This is a genomic window from Buchananella hordeovulneris (genome assembly GCF_001907235.1).
In the GTDB taxonomy this organism is placed as follows: Bacteria; Actinomycetota; Actinomycetes; order Actinomycetales; family Actinomycetaceae; genus Buchananella; species Buchananella hordeovulneris.
The window spans coordinates 59279-78507 of record NZ_MQVS01000007.1; the positions used below are offsets into that span (position 1 = coordinate 59279).

Below are 19229 nucleotides of genomic sequence, written 5' to 3' on the forward strand. Positions count from 1 at the left end.
AGCCGGAGACCCAGGCGCGGTCGATACCGGCATAGCAAGGGGGCAAGGACGCTTTTCGCCCTTGCCCCCTTGCTATGCTCGCTCCTACAGGCGGGGCTCCAGCCAAGCCGTCACGCCCTCGCCGATATCGACGATATCGCCCTGCTCCAGCAGCAGCGGCGTGTGCGCCACCAACTTGTGGGACACCCCCGAGCGCAGCACGGAGGTGCCGTTGGCCGCCCCCAGGTCCACCACGGCGAAGCCGGAGCCGTGGCGGACAAACGCGGCGTGCACCCGCGAGATCTCGCCCGCGGGGGAAGGCAGGGCCACCATGTGCGGGTTGGTGCCTACCCCGTATACATCGCTGCGCGGTTCCCGGCCGAGCACCGCACTGCGCTCCAACGCGATCCGATGCCCCGTGGAGACCACCAGATCAACCGCGGGCCCTGCGCCCGGCAACACGGGAGTGGCCGCGTTGCTAACCGGGCCGTCGCCCACCAGCGCCTGGTATTGCTCCTGGGTGAGCGTGCGGTCTTCCATGTCCGGGCTGTTCGGTGGAGTCAGGTTGCCAAAGTGCTCGCCAGGCAGCTGGGCGATCGTGTCGTCTGGGTTGGCGGTGTAGGGCACCGTCGGCAGGTCGACGATCGGCTCGTGTCCCACCGGGGCCGGCAGGTCCGCCGAGAAGGCGAACGATTGATCGTTGACGTCGGGCAGCACGTGGAGCGGCACGCTCAGGGCCTCAGTCTTGGCGTCGTCCAACCCGGCCAGCGCATCCGTGGAGTACGGCTGCGATTCCGGCGACTCTACTGGCTCCAGCACGGGGCCGGGCAGGGCAGCGGGCTCGGGGCGGGGGGCCTCCTCGACAACTGTCGCCTTCTTGGGGCTGGCGGGCGGCGGAGTGTCACTGGCGTGCGCCGCGACCTTCGGGGCGGGGGCGTCGTCGTTCGTGTTTTTCACCCCCGCCAGCCGGATGGAGAAGGCGGTGGCCATGCCGGAAGTGAGCGGCAGCAAGCCGCGATAGCACGGGCCGTCGACCGAAGCCTCTATCTCGGCCGTGGCGGGCACGAAGGCGCCGTACCAGCCGCCCGAGTCTTCCTCCCACGCGATCTCCACCATGTCGTAGGACTGACTGGCATCGACCGCGATATTGCCCCGCCGGTAGAGGAAACGTCGCTCCCCGTCGTTGGAGATGATCAGCACGTCTTGGCCGTCCTCGACCGCTTTGTGCGGGTCGATTCCTTGCTCCAGGCGAGACCAGATGCGGCGGGCGGATGACCAAGAGCCGGGCCCCAGCAGCATGACTCCGCCAGGGTAGCTGGCTACCAGGCCGCCCCCAGGGCGGACAGTGAGGTGAGGAGTAGTCATCGAAAGTCCTTCAGCGGTCATTAACTTACACGGGACAGCGTATTCGGATCGGGAGCGTCTGTATCGGGCCAGGCAGGTGAGGCGCTGAGCACTTCCAGCACCGCCACGGTGGCATTATCCTGCGTCCCGCCGGTGAGAGCGGCCAGCAAAATGGAATCGGCCACCACCTGCGGGGTGTCCCCGGCAGCGACTAATTCGGCCAAATGTTCGGGCGCCAGCACCCCGTGCGCGCCATCCGAGGTGAGGAGCAGCCGATCGCCGGGACGCGCCGGGATGAGAAAAAAATCCGGTTGCACGTTGGTGATGCCCGCACCGAGGGCATTGGTGATCACATTGCGGTAGGGGGAGACGGCGGCCTGCTCGGGGCTCAAGAGGCCCGCGTCGAGCATCTCCTGGATCTGGGAGTGGTCGTGGGTGACCTGGCGGAGGGCTCCCCCCGAGAAGATGTAGGCCCGCGAGTCGCCAATGGACACGATGAGCCAGGCTGGCAGGCCACTTTGCACGGTCGCACAGGCGGCGACGATGGTGGTGCCGGGGGCGGAGCGCTCAGATTGTAGGCGGCGAATCTCGGCCGCAGAAGCCTCCAACACTCGGGTGATCTCTTCCGCGGTGTGCCACAGCTCGGCAGAGGAATTAAACAGGTGGCGCGTGACGATGGCCGCCGCGACGTCCCCGCCACCGTGTCCCCCCATTCCGTCAGCGACAGCTACCAGGCGGGGCGAGATGGTGGTGGCATCCTCGTTAACAGAACGCACGGGGCCGATATGGGTGGCCGATGCGATCCGGGTGCACAAACTGGGCCCTGGTGGGAGAGGTCCAGTGGCGTGGTTCATCGGTGCTCCTTTGCGTGAGGTGCTCCGCTATCGTGCCACACCTACGCCTCCACAGGCCGCTGCCCGGCCCCGGCAAAGGGCGGGCGGCGCACTGTCGCACCGAAAATAGACACAAAAAAGGCCCGGATGGTGTGTCGCCACCCGGGCCCCCTGGCTTAGAAGCTGGGCTCTTCTTCGTCCCCTACGAGGCCGTCGGCCTTTTCGGCCAGACCTTCCACCTTGTCGGCGAGGCCGTCAGCCTTGCCAATGGCGGCGTCGGCCTTGCGGGCGGCGTCAGCGATCTTGTCGTCGAACTTGCCGCCGGTCACCTTCGAGGCGGCCTTCGCGGCGAGGTCGATGCCCTTGTCGCTGACTTCCTCGACCTTGTCAGAGGTGAGGGCGTCCTTGAGTTTCTTCGTCAGGTCACCAAGTCCCATATTGGCGCCTCCTTTCGTCCTTGGCCGGCGTCCACGGCGCCAGCTCCTGGAGGGAGCCTAGCAGTCGCGGGGGAAACTCGACCGGGTTGCGCGGTCGCAGGATGGCGACAACGCGGAGTGAAAGTGTGAGGTAGTACACCAAAACGGGTAGGGTTGAGTGGAACAGACTCAACTTTGTGGGCGTTGGACTACACAGACCACACACTTCGCTGGGAGGAAACACATGGACAAGCTCACGACCATGTCGGGGAAAGCCATTTCCTCGGCAATGCAGCACGCCACGGCGGCGGGCAATCCGCACATAGAACCAGTGCACCTACTGTCCGCGCTGCTGGAACAAACTGACGGCGTCGCCGTCGGCCTATTGACGGCCCTCGGTGCCGACCAAGCCGCCATCGGGCGCGCCACCCGCGCCGCCCTCACCGCGTTGCCCAGCGCCTCGGGGGCCACCGTGGGACAAGCCAACCCCTCGCGCGCCCTCGGACAGGTGCTGACGCAAGCAGGGGAAGAAGCCACCGCCCTGGGGGACGAGTACGTCTCCACCGAGCACCTGCTCCTGGCCCTGGCAGCCGACCCCGGTCCGGCCGGGCAGGCCCTGAGCAAAAATGGGGCCACCCGCGCCGCCCTCGCCGAAGCCCTGCCGACCGTGCGCGGGGGCCAGCGAGTGACGAGCCCCAACCCCGAAGGCACCTACCAGGCGTTAACCAAATACGGGCGTGACATGACCGCCGCCGCCCGCGACGGCAAACTCGACCCCGTCATCGGCCGTGACGCGGAAATCCGCCGCGTCGTCCAAGTGCTGTCTCGCCGCACCAAAAACAACCCCGTCCTCATCGGGGAGCCAGGCGTCGGCAAGACGGCCGTCGTTGAGGGACTCGCCCAGCGCATAGTTGACGGGGATGTCCCGGAATCGCTGCGCGACAAGCGCCTCATCTCCCTGGACCTAGCGGCCATGGTCGCCGGGGCCAAGTATCGCGGTGAATTCGAAGAGCGGCTCAAGGCCGTGCTGGAGGAAATCGCCGCCTCCGCCGGGCAGATCATCACCTTCATCGACGAACTCCACACCGTCGTCGGGGCCGGCGCCTCCGAAGGAGCCATGGACGCCGGCAACATGCTCAAACCGATGCTGGCCCGCGGCGAACTGCGGCTGGTGGGAGCCACCACCCTTGACGAGTACCGCGAGCGCATCGAAAAGGACCCCGCCCTGGAGCGGCGCTTCCAGCAAGTGTTCGTGGGCGAGCCAAGTGTCGAGGACACCGTGACGATCCTGCGCGGCATCGCCCCGAAGTACGAGGCCCACCACAAGGTCACCATCTCCGATGGGGCGCTAGTGGCCGCCGCCCAGCTGTCCGACCGGTACATCACCGGGCGGCAGCTACCCGACAAGGCCATCGACCTCATCGACGAGGCCTCCTCGCGCCTGCGCATGGAGCTGGACTCCTCGCCCGTCGAAATCGACGAGCTGCGGCGCCAGGTGGACCGGCTGCGCATGGAGGAGTCCTACCTGGCCGAGTTCGACGACGAGGCCTCCCAGGAACGCTTGGCGCGCCTGCGCGCCGACCTGGCCGACAAGAGCGAGGAACTGGCGGCGCTGACCGCCCGGTGGGAGGCCGAGAAGAGCGAACACAACCGCGTCGGGGAACTGCGGCAACAGTTGGACGAGAAGCGCACCCAGGCGGATAACGCGCAACGCGAGTCCAATTACGAGGTTGCCTCGCGGCTGCTGTACGGGGAGATTCCGGCCCTGGAGGCCGAGCTGGCGCGCGCCGAGGAGGCCGAACGGGCCGAGGGACGCGAGGCTCAACCCATGGTGGCCGAAGAGGTCGGCCCGACGGAGATCGCCGAGGTGGTGGCGGCGTGGACCGGCATTCCCACCGGGCGGCTGCTGCAGGGCGAGACCGAAAAGCTCCTCAGCATGGAAAGCGTGCTCGGGGCGCGCCTCATCGGGCAAAAGCCCGCGGTGGCGGCCGTCAGCGACGCCGTGCGGCGGGCGCGGGCAGGCGTCGCCGACCCCAACCGGCCCACCGGCTCCTTCCTCTTCCTCGGCCCCACGGGGGTCGGGAAGACCGAGCTGGCCAAGTCGCTGGCCGACTTCCTCTTCGACGACGAGCGCGCCATCGTCCGCATCGACATGTCGGAGTACTCCGAGAAGCACTCGGTGGCCCGCCTGGTCGGGGCTCCCCCCGGTTACGTGGGCTACGAAGAGGGCGGGCAGCTCACCGAGGCCGTGCGGCGGCGGCCCTACTCCGTCGTGCTGCTCGACGAGGTGGAAAAGGCGCACCCGGAGGTCTTCGACATCCTGCTGCAGGTGTTGGATGACGGACGCCTCACCGACGGGCAAGGCCGTACGGTCGACTTCCGCAATGTCATCCTCATTCTCACCTCCAACCTCGGCTCGCAGTTCCTGGTCGAGCCTGGCCTGGGGGAGGAGGAACGGCGCGAAAGCGTGATGGCGATGGTGCGCAGCGCCTTTAAGCCCGAGTTCCTCAACCGGTTGGATGACATCGTCATTTTCGATGCTCTCAGCCGCGACGAGCTGGGAGAAATTGTCGAGCTCATGCTGCGGGCGGTGCAGGCGCGCCTGGCCGACCGGCGCATCGTCCTGAGCGTCACCCCGGCGGCGCGTGACTACCTTGCTCGCGAGGGATACGACCCAGCCTACGGGGCACGGCCGCTGCGGCGCCTCATCCAACGGGAGATTGGAGACCAACTGGCGCGCCTGCTGCTGGCCGGGCAGGTCAGCGACGGGGGCGAGGTCGAGGTGGATCGCGCGGCGGAGGGCCCTGGCCTAGTGTTGCGGGCCGCCTAGCCCTAAGGAACGCAGCCGCTGCCGAGGGATGAGACGTGGCGGCCAGGCCCACAGGGCCTGGCCGCCACCCCCTGTGTGCGGGCGCCTGCTGGCCACCTGGCCCGCCCCCTCCAGTTGTCACCAGGGCGGGTTTATCTCGGGCAGAACCGACATGCCACCGCCCCGGTGACAACTGGCGTGGTGGATGGCAGGTGTGGGCGGAGTCACTGCCGCGGGGTTCCTTGCCGGTCTCCCCCTGGGGCTGCCTTGCCAGGCGCGGGCCCAGTGCGTCAGGGTGGGGGCATGGCGCTACTTGACGTGTTCCCTTTCCCTGCCGCTCTCGTACTCACGAACGCCGAGGGGGAGATCTACCGCGAGGGGCACCTGGACGAGCCATTCGCCTGGGCTAGCATCACCAAACTCGCCACGGCGCTCGCGGCCCACCAAGCCGTGGAACGCGGGTTGCTGACGTTGCAGGAACCCGCCGGGCCACCGGGGGCGAGCGTGGCGCATCTGCTCGCCCACGCAGCGGGCCTGGATCCTGAGCGCGACCAAGTGGTCAGCGCCCCCGGGCGGCGGCGGATATACAGCAACTTTGGGTACGAGGTGCTCGGAGCAATCATCGAGGACGCGATCGGGTTGCCTTTAGACACCTGGATCGCGCAGGAGGTCTTCGGGCCGTTGGGAATGGAGCACACCCAGTTTGGGGCCTCGGCAGCGCACGGCGTCCGGGGGCCAGCAAGTGACCTCATCCGGTTAGCCCGGGAGCTGCTCCGCCCCCGCCTGCTGTCTCCAGCAACCCACGCCACCATGACCAGCCCGGCATTCGCGGGACTACCGGGGGTGCTGCCGGGCTACGGTCGCCAACACGACAACTTGTGGGCGCTGGGTCCAGAGCTGAAGGGGGACAAGTCTCCGCATTGGCTTTCCGCGGCCCACAGCCCAGCGAGTTTCGGTCATTTCGGGCAGGCGGGTGGCTTCCTGTGGGTGGAACCGCAGCGAGGGGTGGCGGCCGTGTTCCTCGGGGCGCAGCCTTTCGGAACCACGCATGTGCGGCATTGGCCTGACCTGAACGCCGAGTTGCTGGCGCGCGCCTAGTCGAGGTGCCCTAAGAGCACTCACCTGTGATCGTGCGCGTATGCGCAGTCTCAGGCTACTGATAGAGAGGGGCGTAGAGCCGAAGCCCTGGCGAATCGCTGAGCTTTCAGCCGCGGGGGTGCCGACGTTCGGGCCTGGCAGCGAGTTTGTCCTCGTGACCGGCGTTGTATCCGAGGGTGTGCACGGTAACGATTCGTGAGCCGTCGTGCGAGACCCCGATGAGTGCTCCGTGATCCTTGTTGAGGCCGTTGTGCCACCAGAGCGTGGGGTCGTCCATCCACCCCAGGGGCCTTTTGCCGACAGTCTGCCGGACGCTGGCCGTGGCGTACTGTTCGAGCGTGTTGAACATGCCGTGCACGCCGCCTGCGCCGATGAACGGGCCAGTGTCGTTCCACTGTTTACGGATGCCGCCCGTCCAGGTGCGTATCACCGGTAGACGCTCCGGGGCAAGGTCTATCGAGACGTCCCTGATCCCGAGCGGGCCGAAGACGCTCTCGGTGGCGAGCGTCCACCAGTCGCGTTTGGTGACGACTTCGAGCAGCCTGGTTAGCACCGCGTATCCCAGGTTTGAGTAGTCGAACGATCCCACAGTGCCACTGTGCTGCGCAGCGAGCGGCGGCACCTGTGCCGCGAAACAGGATCACCCCGCCCTTCATCCTTGCCTCCTTCATGAGTCGTCTCATGAAGGAGGTGCGCACGCCCCACCCACGGTGGCATACGTGGATAGCCTGTTTGAAGCCGGGAGGGGGAGGAGGAGTTGAGGGCTGGTGATTCTTGAGGCGAGCCTTTGACCGTGTCCTTCGGCGGGATGGGCTGTGCTGCCGACGGGGCCGGAGAAATGCGTTGTTGTGAGGAAAAGTGACGACCGATTGACGGGAAGCTACTCGTTCGGTGTCACTGGATTCTTTGCCTTGAGCACGTCGATCAGCGTTTCGAGTCCTCTGCGCATGTCCTCCCAGGGCGCGGAGGAGGCAAGCTCACCGATCTCGCTGATCCAGTCGTTGTGGACTTCTGCCAGCCGGGTCAGCACGTCGTCGCCTGCTGGTGTCGTCAGGAGCAACTTTGACCTCCGGTGATGGGGGTTATCCTCGTAGTAGGCAAACCCCTCCTCAACGAGTTGATCAGCTACCCTCTGGACACTTTGACGTTGTAGGCGCAAGCGGCGGGCAATGTCGGGAACGGTGGCGCCATCCCCGGCCGTCTGAAGCACCATGCGGCGCGCATGGGTCTGCCCCACAGATGTGGCCATACGTTCGCCTTCGTCGCGGAGTAAGCGATTGGCCTCCCATATGGCGTGCAGCGTTGCGTTAATGACTTGCTCCATGCCCCTCCGATTGACAGCATACTGTCATTCTGCGGTATCCTCGATATATGACAGCATGCTACCAACTCTTGTCTGGCGTGCTGCCCGACTTGGATGCGGCAGCACGCCAGTTGCATAACCGCCTGCGCACAGCACGATTTCCAGCCACCGTAGCCATGATTGACGGCAACTATGGCCTGAGCCACCTCGTTGTTAGCGAAGCAGTAACACGATGGATCGACTGGCTCGAACCAGCGAACAACGATGCGGAGGCCGAGTCGCACGCAATGGTGCGAGTTGATGGTATCGACCTGCATGTCTTGCGGTTTCCGGGTGAGGACGTTCTTCCTCTGCTGCTTTATGGGTGGCCGACATCGTTCCTCTTGATCCATCGCGTCATCGGTGAACTGCGAAAAGTGTGCTCTGAGCCGGTGCTGGTCTCGATGCCGGGCTTCGGCGCATCCCCGCTACCGCGAGCGTTCTGGTCTGCGTTGGACTCCTCCAAACTGCTGTTGAAGATGATGGAAGCGCTCGGATTCAGTCGTTTCGCGATGCACGGCGAGGATTGGGGTTCCGCGGTCGCCTGCGACATGGGGGCTCTTGATCCAGATCGGGTCGTCGGTGTGCATGTCAGCGCCGGATTTCACGGGTTTATCGCAGATGGCGCGCTCGAGGACAGGGTATGGCGCGATCTAAAGCAGTATGTGACCTACCTCCGTCTCCAAGCCGAACGGCCGGACTCCCCCGCGTTCGCTCTGGCCGACTCGCCGGTGGGACTTCTCGCGTGGCAACTCGACAAGTACAGCCTCTGGCAGGGCACCCTCGGAGGCGATTTCGGTATCGGAGACAACTTCATCTTCGCCAACGTCACCCTGTATTCGCTCACCGACAGTGTTGCCACCAGCATGCGACTGTGCGCGACGAGCAGATCGGGCATGCCTCCCACCTTCTCGCCCGCAGCTACTGCCGTGAGCAAGTTCGGATTGGCCGACTTTGCTTCCCGCGCCGTCTCCGAACAGCACAACAACCTCGTTGCATGGTACAGGCGGGCACATGGCCGCACTCGACGCGCGGCAGAACTAGTGAACGACCTCAGCGACTTCATGCAGCAGATAGGAGCACATTCATGACTACCCACGGCCCCGTCGTTCTTGTCGGTGGCGGCGGACTCGGCCCCTGGGCCTGGAACCGGGTCACTCCGCTGCTGCAACAGCATGGATTGACCGTTGTTACGCCACAACTGCGCGCAACAGGCAATGACGAAACGCCCCCTTCTTCTGTCACGCTATCCGACTGGATTGATGACCTCGCCACCGAGGTGGGCCGTCTGGAGGGCGTCACGCTCGTGGCGCACTCCTTCGCCGGATACGTTGCAGCCGGAGCATTGCACCGACTTGTCGGGCGTCTACGCTCAGTGGTCTTTCTCGACGCGGTACTCCCGCAGCCCAGCGCGTCCTGGTTCGAGGTGATGGGGTCCCGCACAGAGGACTTCATGCGAAGCCTCGCTCGCGACGGCGCAACTCCCTGGTTCACGCGCGACCAGCTCGACCAGATGTATCCGAACAATGGGATCACCGATCAGGATCTCGCTTGGCTGCAGGAGCATGTGACCTCACAGCCGATCGGCACCTACGCCGAACACGCGATCAAGCAGCCCATCCAGACCCTCGCAGCAAATGTGCGCCTCCACTATGTGAGGTGCCTGCGCACGAATCCTCCCGTAGCACCGGATACGGACATCGCGGACGGGTGGATCATGAGCACGATCGATAGCTCTCACTGGCCGATGGTCACCGCGCCCGAGGACGTGGCACGAGCGATCATCGAGGTGGTTGAGAACCCATGAGCTACGTCGCGCTGTTCCGGAATCTCAACCTCGGACATCCCAGCAGTCCTACCGGGGCGGCACTCGTCGATGCTTTCGGAGGCCCGTCCGTCGCCAGCAGCTTCCAGATCAACGGAATGCGCGATGCCGGTGACACGGCGAGGCCCCGCACCCTGAACCTGCTGTGTCGATCAGGAGGCGAGGCCAACGGCACGGATCTCTCGTGTTAGGTGCGCCAGCTGAACTCGACCCGGTGGACGAGGATGTCAGCACGGTAGGCGGTACGGCGCTCCTGGAACGCCTCGACGGTCTTGTTACGGCGACACGCAGGGGTGGCACCAGTCACCCCGTCTGGGAGCGGATGCATGAGCACAGCTTCAAGAATCAGACTCGCGGCTTGATACTGCCACAACGGGCTACGCCCCGCCCACAATCCGAGCAACGGATCAGCCCCGAGAACGTATACAGCCGCTTCGCGACCCCGCTGCCGGGGGTATGGAAGTTACGAGCCTTCTTCCTCGCGTCGAACACGTCACCGAGTTGCTGCCAAGTGTCCTCATCCAAAATCGCAGGCCACACCTCCTCCACCTGCATCTGCGAGGTGTTCGAACGCGAGCCGTCCGGGAGAATCGACCGCCGTGCCAGGTGTCCTCGATGGCTTGTTGCTTCGCCGCACCCCCGCACCCGAGGGCAGGGTGATCGTGCGCTGCTTGAACGCCGACGTGTCGTTCTCCCGGAACACCGCCACCACCTCCCACTCGTGCATGGCAGCGTACGCGCGGCAATCAGCCTCCTGCCGATCCGCACCTCGCTCCGTGCCCTCCGGATCATCACTGATACGGACGTACACCACCGCCTGCAACGGCACTGCTTCTACGTTCTGTTCCTGCTGGTTGTGGCCCATCTCTAGCCCGCCTTCCTGCTCTCTTGAGAGGTAGGTGCGTTTACAGAACCTCGGCTAGTCGAGGGTCAGTATCACGGGCACGTGATCGGAAGCCCCCTTGCCTTTGCGTTCCTCCCGGTCGATTTCCACGGCAGTCACGCGCGCGGCGACGGCGGGGGAGCCCAGGGCGAAGTCGATGCGCATGCCTTCGTTCTTGGGGAAGCGGAGCTTTTGGTAGTCCCAGTAGGTGTAGCCATCTACGTGGGGGCGCGTGAGCTCGCTCAGGTCGGCGGTGGCGAGGGCGGTGAAGGCGGCGCGCTCAGCAGGGGAGGTGTGGGTCTTGTCGACAAAGTACTGGGGATCCCACACGTCCTGGTCGAGGGGGGCGACGTTGAAGTCGCCAACCGCCAGCAGCTGCCGGGTGGGCGTGTGGGTGGCTGCTAAGTGCTCGCGCAGGGCCGCGTACCACTGCAGCTTGTAGGTGTAGTGCGGGTCAGTCAGCTCCCGGCCGTTGGGGACGTACAGGCTCCAGATGTCGATGCCCGCGCAGGTGGCGCGTAGCGCCCGCGGTTCGACGACGGGGGTGGCACCGTCCTTCCCCCAGGCGGGTTGCCCGGGAAAGCCGCGGACGACGTCGTCCAGCCCGACGCGGGAGGCGATAGCGACGCCGTTCCACTGGTTGGTGCCCCAGGTGGCGACCTCGTAACCGGCGGCGGTGAAGGCGGCGGTGGGGAACTGGTCGTCGCGGCACTTGATTTCTTGCATGGCCAGGACGTCCAGTTGATGGCGCTGGGCGGCAGCGAGGACGCGTTCGAGGCGGGTGCGGATGCTGTTTACGTTCCAGGTGGCGATTCGCATGGGGATACCATGCGGGGGAGAGAGGCGGAGAGACAGCGGTGGGCGCTAGTGTCACTGAACTGTGACCAATCTAAGTTGACCCCATAGAAAATGGCGCTCTAAACTGCTCGCAGTACGGCGGAAAGCCGCACAATCACGCAGAGGCGGTCGACGAGTGACCGTTTCGCTTGACTCAACGGAGAGGGCACATTTCATGAGCACTCGTAAGGGCATCGTCCGCAAGGCGTCGGTCGCCGCCTGCCTGCTGGCTTCCGCTTCGCTGGTGGTCGTGGGTTGCTCCGCCGACAAGAAGGCGGAAGAGGGCAGCAAGGAGACCAAGGGGACCGAGTCCTCGGCACCCGCCACCCAGGGCGAGAAGATGGAAGGCGAGGCCGTCCAGATCGAGTACTGGCACCGTCTGCCGGACAAGGACGGCATGGTCAAGGTCGAGGAGATCGTGAAGCGTTGGAACGCTGAGCACCCCGAGATCCAGGTGACCGCCACCAAGTTCGAAGGCAAGGCGGACGAGTCCTACGCCAAGATCGGGCAGGCCGTTAAGGCTGGCAACGCCCCCTGCCTGGCGCAGGTTGGCTACGGGGAGATCGGGTCGCAGTTCATCGCCGGTAACCTGATGGACGTGTCGCAGTACGCCAAGCAGTACGAGGGCAACTACGCTGCTGGTCCGTTCGGCCAGAGCAAGGTGGGCGAGATGATCGTCGGCCTGCCGCAGGACACCGGACCGCTGGTCTACTACTACAACAAGGACGCTTTCAAGGAGCTGGGCATTGAGGTGCCCACCACCTGGGACGACTACAAGGCCGCCGCTGCCAAGGCCAAGGCCGCTGGCAAGTACATCGGGGTCTACCAGCCGGACGAGCAGCAGTACCTGCTGTCGGGTATGGCCGCCTCCGCCGGGGCTAAGTGGTTCGGGACCGAGGGTGAGTCCTGGGTTGTCTCCATCGACACCCCCGAGACCAAGAAGGTCATCGACACCTGGCAGGCCCTCCTGGACGAGGAGCTGGTGCTGAGCGCTAACCGCTGGAGCGACGAGTGGGACAGCGCGCTGGCCGAGGGCAAGATCATCGGTTGGGTCGGGGCCGGTTGGGAAGCTGGCTTCGCGTTCGACAAGCAGCCGGGCACCAACTGGGGCGTGGCCCAGATTCCGCAGTTCGACGCTGCCAAGCCCGCCACGGGTGCTGACGGTGGTTCGGCCGTGGCCGTCATCAACGGCTGCGCTCACCCGGCCGAGGCCGTCCAGTTCGCCGACTGGTTCAACACCCAGATCGACGACCTGCTGAGCCAGGGCCTGCTGCCGGCCGCCACCGGTGAACTGTCCACCCCGGACGCCATCAAGGCCAAGTTCGGTGGCGACGACGTCTACAAGACGATCGCCGAAGCCAACGCCATCATGGCTCCTGACTTCACCTACTCCCCGACCTGGCCGGTCGTGGGCGCCAAGATCAACGAGGTCTCTGGCAAGGTGCTGACCAAGGAAGCCAAGCTGGAGGACGTGGTCAAGGCCGCCCAGGAGATCGCCGTCAGCTCGCTGAAGGACGCTGGCCTTACCGTCAAGTAAGCCACCTGCCTCACCTAGTGGGGTAGCCGTAAACGTGTGACGCCACGGGGTAGGTCGTCCCCTGGCCCAATAACCGGAAGGACAAATAGCTCGTGGCCGACACACGAACTGCCGCGCCGACGGTGGACCCGAAGCTTCTCGCTGCTAACGAGAGGTACATTCGGGCCCGCCGTCGGCGCGCGGCGCGCTATGGCTGGGGATTCCTCGCGCCGTTCGCCATCTTCTTCACCGTCTCGTTCCTCATCCCCATCTTTGTCTCCTTGCGCTCGTCCTTCTTCCACGAGAAGGCAGGCGGTGGCCTGTACGGCGGTGGCACCCCAGTCGAGACGTTCGTGGGGTTGGAGAATTACCTGAACGTCATCGGGGATGACCGCTTCTGGGCGGGCTTGGGCCGGGTGCTGCTGTTCGGGGTGTTCCAGATCCCAATCATGATCTTCGGGGCGTTGGCCCTGGCCCTGTTGCTGGACTCGCTGGCCGCCCGGTGGGTGCCCTTCTACCGTCTGACGTACTTCCTGCCCTTCGCCATCCCGGGGGTGGTGGCGGCCCTCGTGTGGGCCTACCTCTACAACCCGCAGTTGTCCCCACTAGTGAAGGGACTGGCGGCGCTCGGGGTCGACGTCAACTTCCTGCAGGGCAACATGGTCATTGCCTCAATGGCCAACATGACCACTTGGACCTTCACCGGCTACAACATGCTGATTTTCCTGGCCGCCTTGCAGTCGGTGCCGCGGGAGCTCTACGAGGCCGCCCGCATCGACGGGGCCTCCGAGTGGACCATTGTGCGGCGCATCAAGATTCCGATGGTGAAGTCGGCGGCGCTGCTGGCGGTGCTGTTGTCCATCATCGGCACGATTCAGCTGTTCAACGAGCCGACCGTGCTCGCGACCCAAAATACGGCCCTGGGGGTCGACTTCACGCCGATGATGATGGCCTACAACTCGGCTGTTGGCTGCAAGGTCAGCCCCTGTGGCGCCGGGCCTGCCTCCGCGATCTCCATCGTCATGGCCCTAATCTCGGCGCTGCTGGCCGCGATCTACGCCTTTGTTCAGACACGCTTGGGGGATGACTGATGACCACCACGATCGCCACGCGCGGCGCGCACGTTCTGCCGGACGGTCGGCCGTATCGTCCGTCCAAGGGCAGCCATCCCCGCTCGATTGAACCGAGTCGAGTGGCAAAGTTCGCCACCCGGGCGACCTTGTTCATCGTGCTGTTGTATTTCCTCTTCCCGATCTACTGGCTCATCGTGTCGGCGACGAAGTCGACGGCGGACCTGGTCAGTTCGCACGGCCTGTGGTTCGCGGACAAGATCAGCCTGGCCGAGAATGTGTCGTCGCTGACCTCCTACGGGCAGGGAAACTTCTGGCGGTGGATCGCCAATTCCATCCTCTACGCGGGGGCGGCTGGGGCCATCGGGGTGCTGATCTCCGTGTCCGCTGGCTATGCGATCTCCAAGTTCAAGTTCCCGGGACGGGGGGCCGCACAGGTGGCGATTCTGGGGGGCCTGCTCATGCCGGTGGCGCTGTTGACGGTGCCGCTGTACCTGGTGTTTCACCAGCTGGGACTGACCAACTCGATGTGGTCGGTCATCATCCCCACCGCCGTCAGCCCGTTCGGAGTGTTCCTGGGGCGCATCTACGCAGACACGGTGCCCGATGAGTTGTTGGAGGCGGCCCGCATCGACGGGGCGGGTGAGGTGCGCATCTTTTTCACGATCGTGCTGCGGCTGTTGGCTCCCGCCATGGTGACGATCTTCCTGTTCATCTTCGTGGCTGCCTGGAACAACTTCCTGCTGCCGCTCATGATGCTCGACTTGGACGAGATGAAACCGGTGACGGTGGGGTTGTACGGCATGATGAGCTACTTCGATGCCGACAAGGGCGCGGTGCTCGTGGGCTCCCTGATGGGGGTGCTGCCGTTGATCGTGCTGTTCCTCGGCCTGCAGCGTTTCTGGCAGTCTGGTCTGGCCGCGGGGGCGGTCAAGGGCTGAGGGTGATCCTCGCCGACGGGGCGGACCTGGGCTACCAGGGCCGCCCCGCTGCCGTGTGACGACAGGAAGCGGCGCAGGGGCATTTGCCGACCCGTCGCGTGGGCCCGCCTAGCCTGCCCCGGCTACCTAGGCTGCCCCGCCTGCCTAGGCTGCCCCGGTTGCCCCGCCTGCCTCGGCGAAGGCCGCCATTTCCAGTTGTCACCAGGTCGGCGCTATGTCGCGGAGAGCCGAGATGACTCCGCCCTGGTGACAACTGGCAACGGGGTGGCAGGGGCCGGGTGGGGACTGCCCCGGGACGGGGTCCGGGGTGCGCAGCTGACGAGAGCCGCAAGGAGTGGGCGGGAGGCGCAGGGCCGATAGGCTGGGGATATGGGAACTGCTTTGATTACTGGCGCATCGTCCGGGCTGGGGGAGGAGTTCGCGTGGCAGCTAGCCGAACGCGGACATGACGTAGTGCTGGTGGCGCGCCGCCAGGACCGGTTGGAGCGCCTGGCGCACCAGTTAACGCAGATCGCGGGGGTGGGCGCGGAAGTGTTTCCCGCCGATCTCGCCACCCCGGCGGGGCGCGCCGCGGTCTCCGCGCGCCTGCACCAAGCGGGACAACCCGTCGGGCTGCTGGTGAACAACGCCGGTTTTGGGCTCGGCCAGCCCTTCGTGGGCGGCACCCTGGCGCGAGAGCTGCAGGCCTTAGAGGTCATGGTGACCGCGGTGCTGGAGTTGTCACACGCGGCAGCGCAGGCGATGGTGGCCCGCGGCCGGGGGGCGATTCTCAATGTCTCGTCGATGACGGCGGGCACCGCGATGGGCACGTACGCCGCGCACAAGGCGTGGGTGCGTTCGTTTACGGAGGGGCTTGCGGAGGAGCTACGGGGCACCGGGGTGGGGGCGAGCGCAGTGCTGCCGGGCTTGGTGCGGACGGAGTTCCACGAGACGGCCAACATGCACATCTCGGCGGCCCCCGCCTGGACGTGGCTGTCGGCCCAGCAGGTGGTGGCGGCCGCATTGCGGGCGGTGGCCCGGCGGCAGGTGCTGGTCACGCCCTCGGTGTCGTACAAGGTGCTGGCTGGGGCGCTGCGGGTGGCGCCGCGGTCTTTGGTGCGCCGCTTGTCGAATCGGTCGCTGTACGGCCGCTAAGAGCGCAGGGCGTCGGATGGTTCGATACGCGCAGCCCGGCGGGTGGCCAGGAGGCCGCCGAGCAGACCAACCCCTACCCCGCCGAGGATACCGAGGGGAATCAGCCCCGGCTCAAGGACGGGTTGCCAGCCGCGGGCGATGGTGACGGCGAGGATGGTCAAGACGCTGAGGTAGGCGCCGACGATGCCCCCGAGCACCCCGATGACCAGGGCTTCGGTCAGCACCAGCCCGCGGATGTGGCGGCGGCGGGCCCCGATGGCACGCCGGAGTCCGAATTCTCCGGTGCGCTGGTAGACGGCAGTGACCATGGCGTTTGTCAAGGACAGGACGGCGGCCAGCAGCGCCACCCCGGTGAGGGTCAGCAGCATGGTCGCCAGGTTGGCCTCGATTTGGTCACGCAGCGTGGTCGGGTCGGGCGGGGCTTCGACGCGGATCTGATCGGCGGCGGTCGGCAGCCAGGCCAGCGGTGCCTGGTGCGCGACGGACGCCGCCGCCCCCGGCACCACCCGGATCTCGGCGCTCGCGTAGCGCACCGTGGGGGTGAGCAGCGGGGCGTGTTCCTCGGCGACGATGACGCTTTGCAGCAGGGAGACGTTGAGGCCGGCGTCGGTGAGGATCCCGACGACGCGGTGGGGGAGGCCGTTGATCCACACGACGGGGGAGGCACTGAGCGGGCCCAGGTTGAGCGTCTGGGCCGCTTGCACCCCGAGGATGACATCGCCAGCGGACAAGCTCAGGGCGGCCCCGGCGGTATCTACCTGGAACAGGCGGCCCGGGAGGTGGGCGTCGACAAAGCCGACGACGTCGAAGGGCTGCGGGTTGAAGTCGGCGGGGCGGGTGGTGATGGTGGCGTGGCCGTGGTTGACGAAAATCGCAGCTTCTTCGAGCCCGGCCACGGTGCCGAGGCGTTGCAGGCCCTCCGGGTCGGAGACTGCGGAGACCAAGTGCGGGATGTTCACGCCGTTGTCGAGCGAGGGGGAGGTGAGGGCGACGCGCTGGTTGCGGGTGGCGTCGAAGATGTCTGAGACCTGGAAACGCGCGGTTTGGGCTATGCCTTCGGTGGTGAGGGCCAAGCCGACACCGAGGGCCACCGAGGCGATGAGGGCCAAGGTGCGACCGATTTTGGTGGTCAGGCCACGCCAGGCATCGGTGAGCGCGTCGAGGAGCCGCACCCGTGAATCACGCCCGGCCGGGGTCGGTGCGGTGGCTGCGGTAGTTGGGCTGGGAGATCCGGCCTCGGTGACGTGGCCGTCGAGGACGTGGAGCTGGCGGTGGGCCCGCTCGGCGACGGCCGCGTCGTGGGTGACGATGATGACGGTGGCCCCGCGGGCGTGCAGACGCTCAAGGGTGTCCATTACTAGCGCCCCGGACGCCTGGTCGAGGTTGCCGGTGGGCTCATCAGCAACGACGACGGGGGCCCCGGAGGCGATGGCGCGGGCGATCGCCACGCGCTGGCGCTCACCTCCGGACAGGGTGTCGACGCGTTGGTCGGCTTTGTGGGCGAGGCCTACGAACTCCAGGCTCTGTTGGGCATGGGTGCGGCGGGTGCGGGCGGGCAGGCCGCGGTAGAGGGTGCCGAGGGCGACGTTGTCGAGGACGGTGCGCCCAGCCAGCAGGTGGAAGGATTGAAAGATGAAGGCAAAGGTGGCGCTGCGGTGGCGGGCCCGGCCGGTGTCTGTCAGGTCGAGGGTGGAGTGGCCGTCGATGAGGTAGTCCCCGGAGGTGGGGGTGTCGATGAGGGCCAGCTGGTTTAGCAAAGTGGACTTGCCGGAACCGGAAGGGCCTTGGATGGCGACGTAATCGCCCTGATTGATGGTGATGTTGACGTCGCGCAGGGCAACGACGCTGGCCGGGCCCGCATAGGTGCGGCCGAGGCCGACGGTGTGGAGGGTGACCATTACCGGTCGACTCGCACAACATCGCCGGGTTGGAGCGGGCCGTCCTCAATGCCGCAGAGCCCTGCCACGCACCCGATTTCGGTGACGGAGGTTTGCGTGAAGCTGTTGTCGCTTTGGCGCACAAGCACGTTGGCGCCGCCAGTGGCATCGTGGGCGAGCGCCCGTTGGGGCACTTGCAGGACACCCTTGCGGGGAGTGGTCAGGTCGAGGGTGATGAGGATGTCTTTCTTCCCGGCCCACTCGGTGGGGAAACCGCCGGTGAGCGGAGCAAACTCGACGGTGGATTCATCGCCTTGCACCCCTAGCTCCTCCCCCTCCTCGCTTTTCTTGTCGGCCTCTTTGATGCTGGCGACCCGCAGTTCGAGGCGGGATTGGCCGAGGGTTGCCACGCCGGGGGTGCCTTCGCGCAGGCGGGTGGCGATGCTGCCGGGCACGGAAGTGGAGAGAGTCAGGTCCCGGGAGCCGAGGGCGAGTTTGGCATTTTCGGCGGTCAGCACCGTCCCGACCGCGGGCACGCTGGTGACGTGGACGGGCATCTCCGGCAGGATGACAACTTCGGCGGCGGGCAGGTAGACCTGCTTTTTTGGGGTCGGAGCGGGCGCGGGGGCCCGCGGGGCGGGGGCGGGGCTGGCGCCCGGCTGCGGGGTGGGTGCCGCAGCGCCGCCGGGCGCGACGGGGGTGGTCGGGGCATCGCCAGCGGCGGCGGGGGGAGCGGCCGGCGCCGCCGGGGCCGGTATGGGATCGGGGGCGACTTCACGAATGGCGGGCTCGGCCCCGGCGGTCTCGTACAGGTCCCGCACGAGGCTGGCGGTGTAGGCGCCGAAGTGGCCGTCGGGGGTGATGTCGTAGCCGAGGTCGGCGAGGGCCTGTTGCAGGAGGCGGACGTCGTCGCCGCTGTCTCCCTCCCCGATATCGCGAAATAGGGGGAAGGGGCCGCGCAGGGCGAAGACGGGGCGATCGTTTATCCAGGCGATGACATTTCCGGACAGGAGTTCCGTGTCGGCGGCGACGCCGGGGTGGGTGAGCACCGAGACGGCACCGGGCAGCGGCAGGGGCACGGAACGTTCGCCCGCGCGGCTGGCGGTGGCCTTCATGGTGGTCTGTTCGGTCAGGTCCCCGCGCGTGACTTCGACGACGATGGGACCGGCGGTTGGCGGGGCGGCGGCTGCTTGCCGCTGGTCAGGGGATTGGAACCGCTTGGCGGCAAACCAGGTGCCCAGCATGATGAGGAGGGCGCCGGTCAGGCAGAGGGCCGCTATGACCAGGGAGCGTCGACGCATGGGCTGAGTCTAGCGGGCCAGCAA

The 19229-nt window shown here is 66.3% G+C and carries 18 protein-coding genes; 8 read left to right on the plus strand and 10 right to left on the minus strand.

From position 1 onward, the window contains the following. Positions 1-84: 84 nt before the first annotated feature. The 3 genes from BSZ40_RS07455 to BSZ40_RS07465 all read right to left on the minus strand — a co-directional run bounded on the left by BSZ40_RS07455 (position 85) and on the right by BSZ40_RS07465 (position 2593). Positions 85-1344: an FHA domain-containing protein gene (locus tag BSZ40_RS07455; RefSeq protein WP_158020878.1), complete on the minus strand. Its 1260-nt coding sequence runs from the start codon at positions 1342-1344 to the stop codon at positions 85-87. A gap of 20 nt (positions 1345-1364) precedes the next feature. Beyond that, positions 1365-2099 carry a PP2C family protein-serine/threonine phosphatase gene (locus BSZ40_RS07460; protein WP_158020879.1) on the minus strand — a complete coding sequence of 245 codons (735 nt, stop codon included), beginning with the start codon at positions 2097-2099 and terminating at the stop codon, positions 1365-1367. Positions 2100-2332: 233 nt separating this feature from the next. Then, on the minus strand, positions 2333-2593 hold the full coding sequence (locus BSZ40_RS07465; RefSeq protein WP_073824786.1) for an Rv0909 family putative TA system antitoxin: 261 nt from the start codon (positions 2591-2593) through the stop codon (positions 2333-2335). 223 nt (positions 2594-2816) lie between these two features. Between BSZ40_RS07465 and clpB the strand changes: the two genes are divergently transcribed. Continuing rightward, complete coding sequence (gene clpB, locus BSZ40_RS07470; protein ID WP_073824788.1) at positions 2817-5402, plus strand: ATP-dependent chaperone ClpB; 2586 nt, start codon at positions 2817-2819, stop codon at positions 5400-5402. 282 nt (positions 5403-5684) lie between these two features. Further along, on the plus strand, positions 5685-6479 hold the full coding sequence (locus BSZ40_RS07475; RefSeq protein ID WP_073824791.1) for a serine hydrolase domain-containing protein: 795 nt from the start codon (positions 5685-5687) through the stop codon (positions 6477-6479). A gap of 106 nt (positions 6480-6585) precedes the next feature. Here the strand turns inward: BSZ40_RS07475 and BSZ40_RS07480 are convergent, their stop codons facing one another. Then, complete coding sequence (locus BSZ40_RS07480) at positions 6586-7068, minus strand: serine hydrolase (RefSeq protein ID WP_158020880.1); 483 nt, start codon at positions 7066-7068, stop codon at positions 6586-6588. 291 nt (positions 7069-7359) lie between these two features. Next, positions 7360-7803 (minus strand): MarR family winged helix-turn-helix transcriptional regulator, encoded by a 444-nt coding sequence (locus tag BSZ40_RS07485; RefSeq protein ID WP_073824795.1) that lies wholly within the window; start codon positions 7801-7803, stop codon positions 7360-7362. A 47-nt stretch (positions 7804-7850) separates the two neighbouring features. Here BSZ40_RS07485 and BSZ40_RS07490 point away from each other — a divergent pair, with 47 nt between their 5' ends. Then, complete coding sequence (locus tag BSZ40_RS07490; RefSeq protein ID WP_073824797.1) at positions 7851-8912, plus strand: alpha/beta fold hydrolase; 1062 nt, start codon at positions 7851-7853, stop codon at positions 8910-8912. Next, positions 8909-9628, plus strand: coding sequence for an alpha/beta fold hydrolase (locus tag BSZ40_RS11900; RefSeq protein ID WP_073824800.1), 720 nt, complete (start codon positions 8909-8911; stop codon positions 9626-9628). The genes BSZ40_RS07490 and BSZ40_RS11900 overlap by 4 nt, the downstream gene beginning before the upstream one ends. Before the next feature lie 205 nt (positions 9629-9833). Here the strand turns inward: BSZ40_RS11900 and BSZ40_RS11905 are convergent, their stop codons facing one another. The 3 genes from BSZ40_RS11905 to BSZ40_RS07510 all read right to left on the minus strand — a co-directional run bounded on the left by BSZ40_RS11905 (position 9834) and on the right by BSZ40_RS07510 (position 11348). Then, positions 9834-9974, minus strand: a complete 141-nt coding sequence (locus BSZ40_RS11905; RefSeq protein WP_158020881.1) for a hypothetical protein — start codon at positions 9972-9974, stop codon at positions 9834-9836. A 189-nt stretch (positions 9975-10163) separates the two neighbouring features. Then, complete coding sequence (locus tag BSZ40_RS07505; RefSeq protein ID WP_073824803.1) at positions 10164-10511, minus strand: recombinase family protein; 348 nt, start codon at positions 10509-10511, stop codon at positions 10164-10166. Between the two features lie 54 nt (positions 10512-10565). Continuing rightward, entirely contained in the window at positions 10566-11348 is a 783-nt protein-coding gene (locus BSZ40_RS07510; RefSeq protein WP_073824805.1) for an exodeoxyribonuclease III, read from the minus strand. Between the two features lie 193 nt (positions 11349-11541). Between BSZ40_RS07510 and BSZ40_RS07515 the strand changes: the two genes are divergently transcribed. The 4 genes from BSZ40_RS07515 (at position 11542) to BSZ40_RS07530 (ending at position 16027) form a co-directional block, all read left to right on the plus strand. Next, positions 11542-12903 (plus strand): ABC transporter substrate-binding protein, encoded by a 1362-nt coding sequence (locus BSZ40_RS07515; RefSeq protein ID WP_073824807.1) that lies wholly within the window; start codon positions 11542-11544, stop codon positions 12901-12903. A gap of 158 nt (positions 12904-13061) precedes the next feature. After that, positions 13062-13973, plus strand: coding sequence for a carbohydrate ABC transporter permease (locus BSZ40_RS07520; RefSeq protein WP_222842762.1), 912 nt, complete (start codon positions 13062-13064; stop codon positions 13971-13973). Continuing rightward, complete coding sequence (locus BSZ40_RS07525; protein WP_073824809.1) at positions 13973-14893, plus strand: carbohydrate ABC transporter permease; 921 nt, start codon at positions 13973-13975, stop codon at positions 14891-14893. The genes BSZ40_RS07520 and BSZ40_RS07525 overlap by 1 nt, the downstream gene beginning before the upstream one ends. A gap of 369 nt (positions 14894-15262) precedes the next feature. Further along, positions 15263-16027, plus strand: a complete 765-nt coding sequence (locus tag BSZ40_RS07530; protein WP_073824811.1) for an SDR family NAD(P)-dependent oxidoreductase — start codon at positions 15263-15265, stop codon at positions 16025-16027. On the opposite strand, the gene BSZ40_RS07535 is transcribed toward BSZ40_RS07530, so the two are convergent. Together BSZ40_RS07535 and BSZ40_RS07540 are read right to left on the minus strand one after the other, a co-directional pair. Continuing rightward, positions 16024-17925 (minus strand): ABC transporter ATP-binding protein/permease, encoded by a 1902-nt coding sequence (locus BSZ40_RS07535; RefSeq protein ID WP_073824813.1) that lies wholly within the window; start codon positions 17923-17925, stop codon positions 16024-16026. The genes BSZ40_RS07530 and BSZ40_RS07535 overlap by 4 nt on opposite strands. Beyond that, the gene (locus BSZ40_RS07540; RefSeq protein WP_073824815.1) at positions 17925-19205 is read right to left on the minus strand and encodes a peptidoglycan-binding domain-containing protein; all 1281 of its coding nucleotides are present in this window, start codon (positions 19203-19205) and stop codon (positions 17925-17927) included. The genes BSZ40_RS07535 and BSZ40_RS07540 overlap by 1 nt, the downstream gene beginning before the upstream one ends. Positions 19206-19229: the final 24 nt, after the last annotated feature.

Excerpts from the sequence above, each read along its gene's own strand:
- BSZ40_RS07525 (WP_073824809.1), top strand. The coding sequence starts at position 13,973 with ATGACCACCACGATCGCCACGCGCGGCGCGCACGTTCTGCCGGACGGT.
- BSZ40_RS07540 (WP_073824815.1), bottom strand. The coding sequence starts at position 19,205 with ATGCGTCGACGCTCCCTGGTCATAGCGGCCCTCTGCCTGACCGGCGCC.
- BSZ40_RS07535 (WP_073824813.1), bottom strand. The coding sequence starts at position 17,925 with ATGGTCACCCTCCACACCGTCGGCCTCGGCCGCACCTATGCGGGCCCG.
- clpB (WP_073824788.1), top strand. The coding sequence starts at position 2,817 with ATGGACAAGCTCACGACCATGTCGGGGAAAGCCATTTCCTCGGCAATG.
- BSZ40_RS11905 (WP_158020881.1), bottom strand. The coding sequence starts at position 9,974 with ATGCATCCGCTCCCAGACGGGGTGACTGGTGCCACCCCTGCGTGTCGC.
- BSZ40_RS11900 (WP_073824800.1), top strand. The coding sequence starts at position 8,909 with ATGACTACCCACGGCCCCGTCGTTCTTGTCGGTGGCGGCGGACTCGGC.
- BSZ40_RS07485 (WP_073824795.1), bottom strand. The coding sequence starts at position 7,803 with ATGGAGCAAGTCATTAACGCAACGCTGCACGCCATATGGGAGGCCAAT.
- BSZ40_RS07515 (WP_073824807.1), top strand. The coding sequence starts at position 11,542 with ATGAGCACTCGTAAGGGCATCGTCCGCAAGGCGTCGGTCGCCGCCTGC.
- BSZ40_RS07455 (WP_158020878.1), bottom strand. The coding sequence starts at position 1,344 with ATGACTACTCCTCACCTCACTGTCCGCCCTGGGGGCGGCCTGGTAGCC.
- BSZ40_RS07465 (WP_073824786.1), bottom strand. The coding sequence starts at position 2,593 with ATGGGACTTGGTGACCTGACGAAGAAACTCAAGGACGCCCTCACCTCT.
- BSZ40_RS07490 (WP_073824797.1), top strand. The coding sequence starts at position 7,851 with ATGACAGCATGCTACCAACTCTTGTCTGGCGTGCTGCCCGACTTGGAT.
- BSZ40_RS07530 (WP_073824811.1), top strand. The coding sequence starts at position 15,263 with ATGGGAACTGCTTTGATTACTGGCGCATCGTCCGGGCTGGGGGAGGAG.
- BSZ40_RS07510 (WP_073824805.1), bottom strand. The coding sequence starts at position 11,348 with ATGCGAATCGCCACCTGGAACGTAAACAGCATCCGCACCCGCCTCGAA.
- BSZ40_RS07475 (WP_073824791.1), top strand. The coding sequence starts at position 5,685 with ATGGCGCTACTTGACGTGTTCCCTTTCCCTGCCGCTCTCGTACTCACG.
- BSZ40_RS07505 (WP_073824803.1), bottom strand. The coding sequence starts at position 10,511 with ATGGGCCACAACCAGCAGGAACAGAACGTAGAAGCAGTGCCGTTGCAG.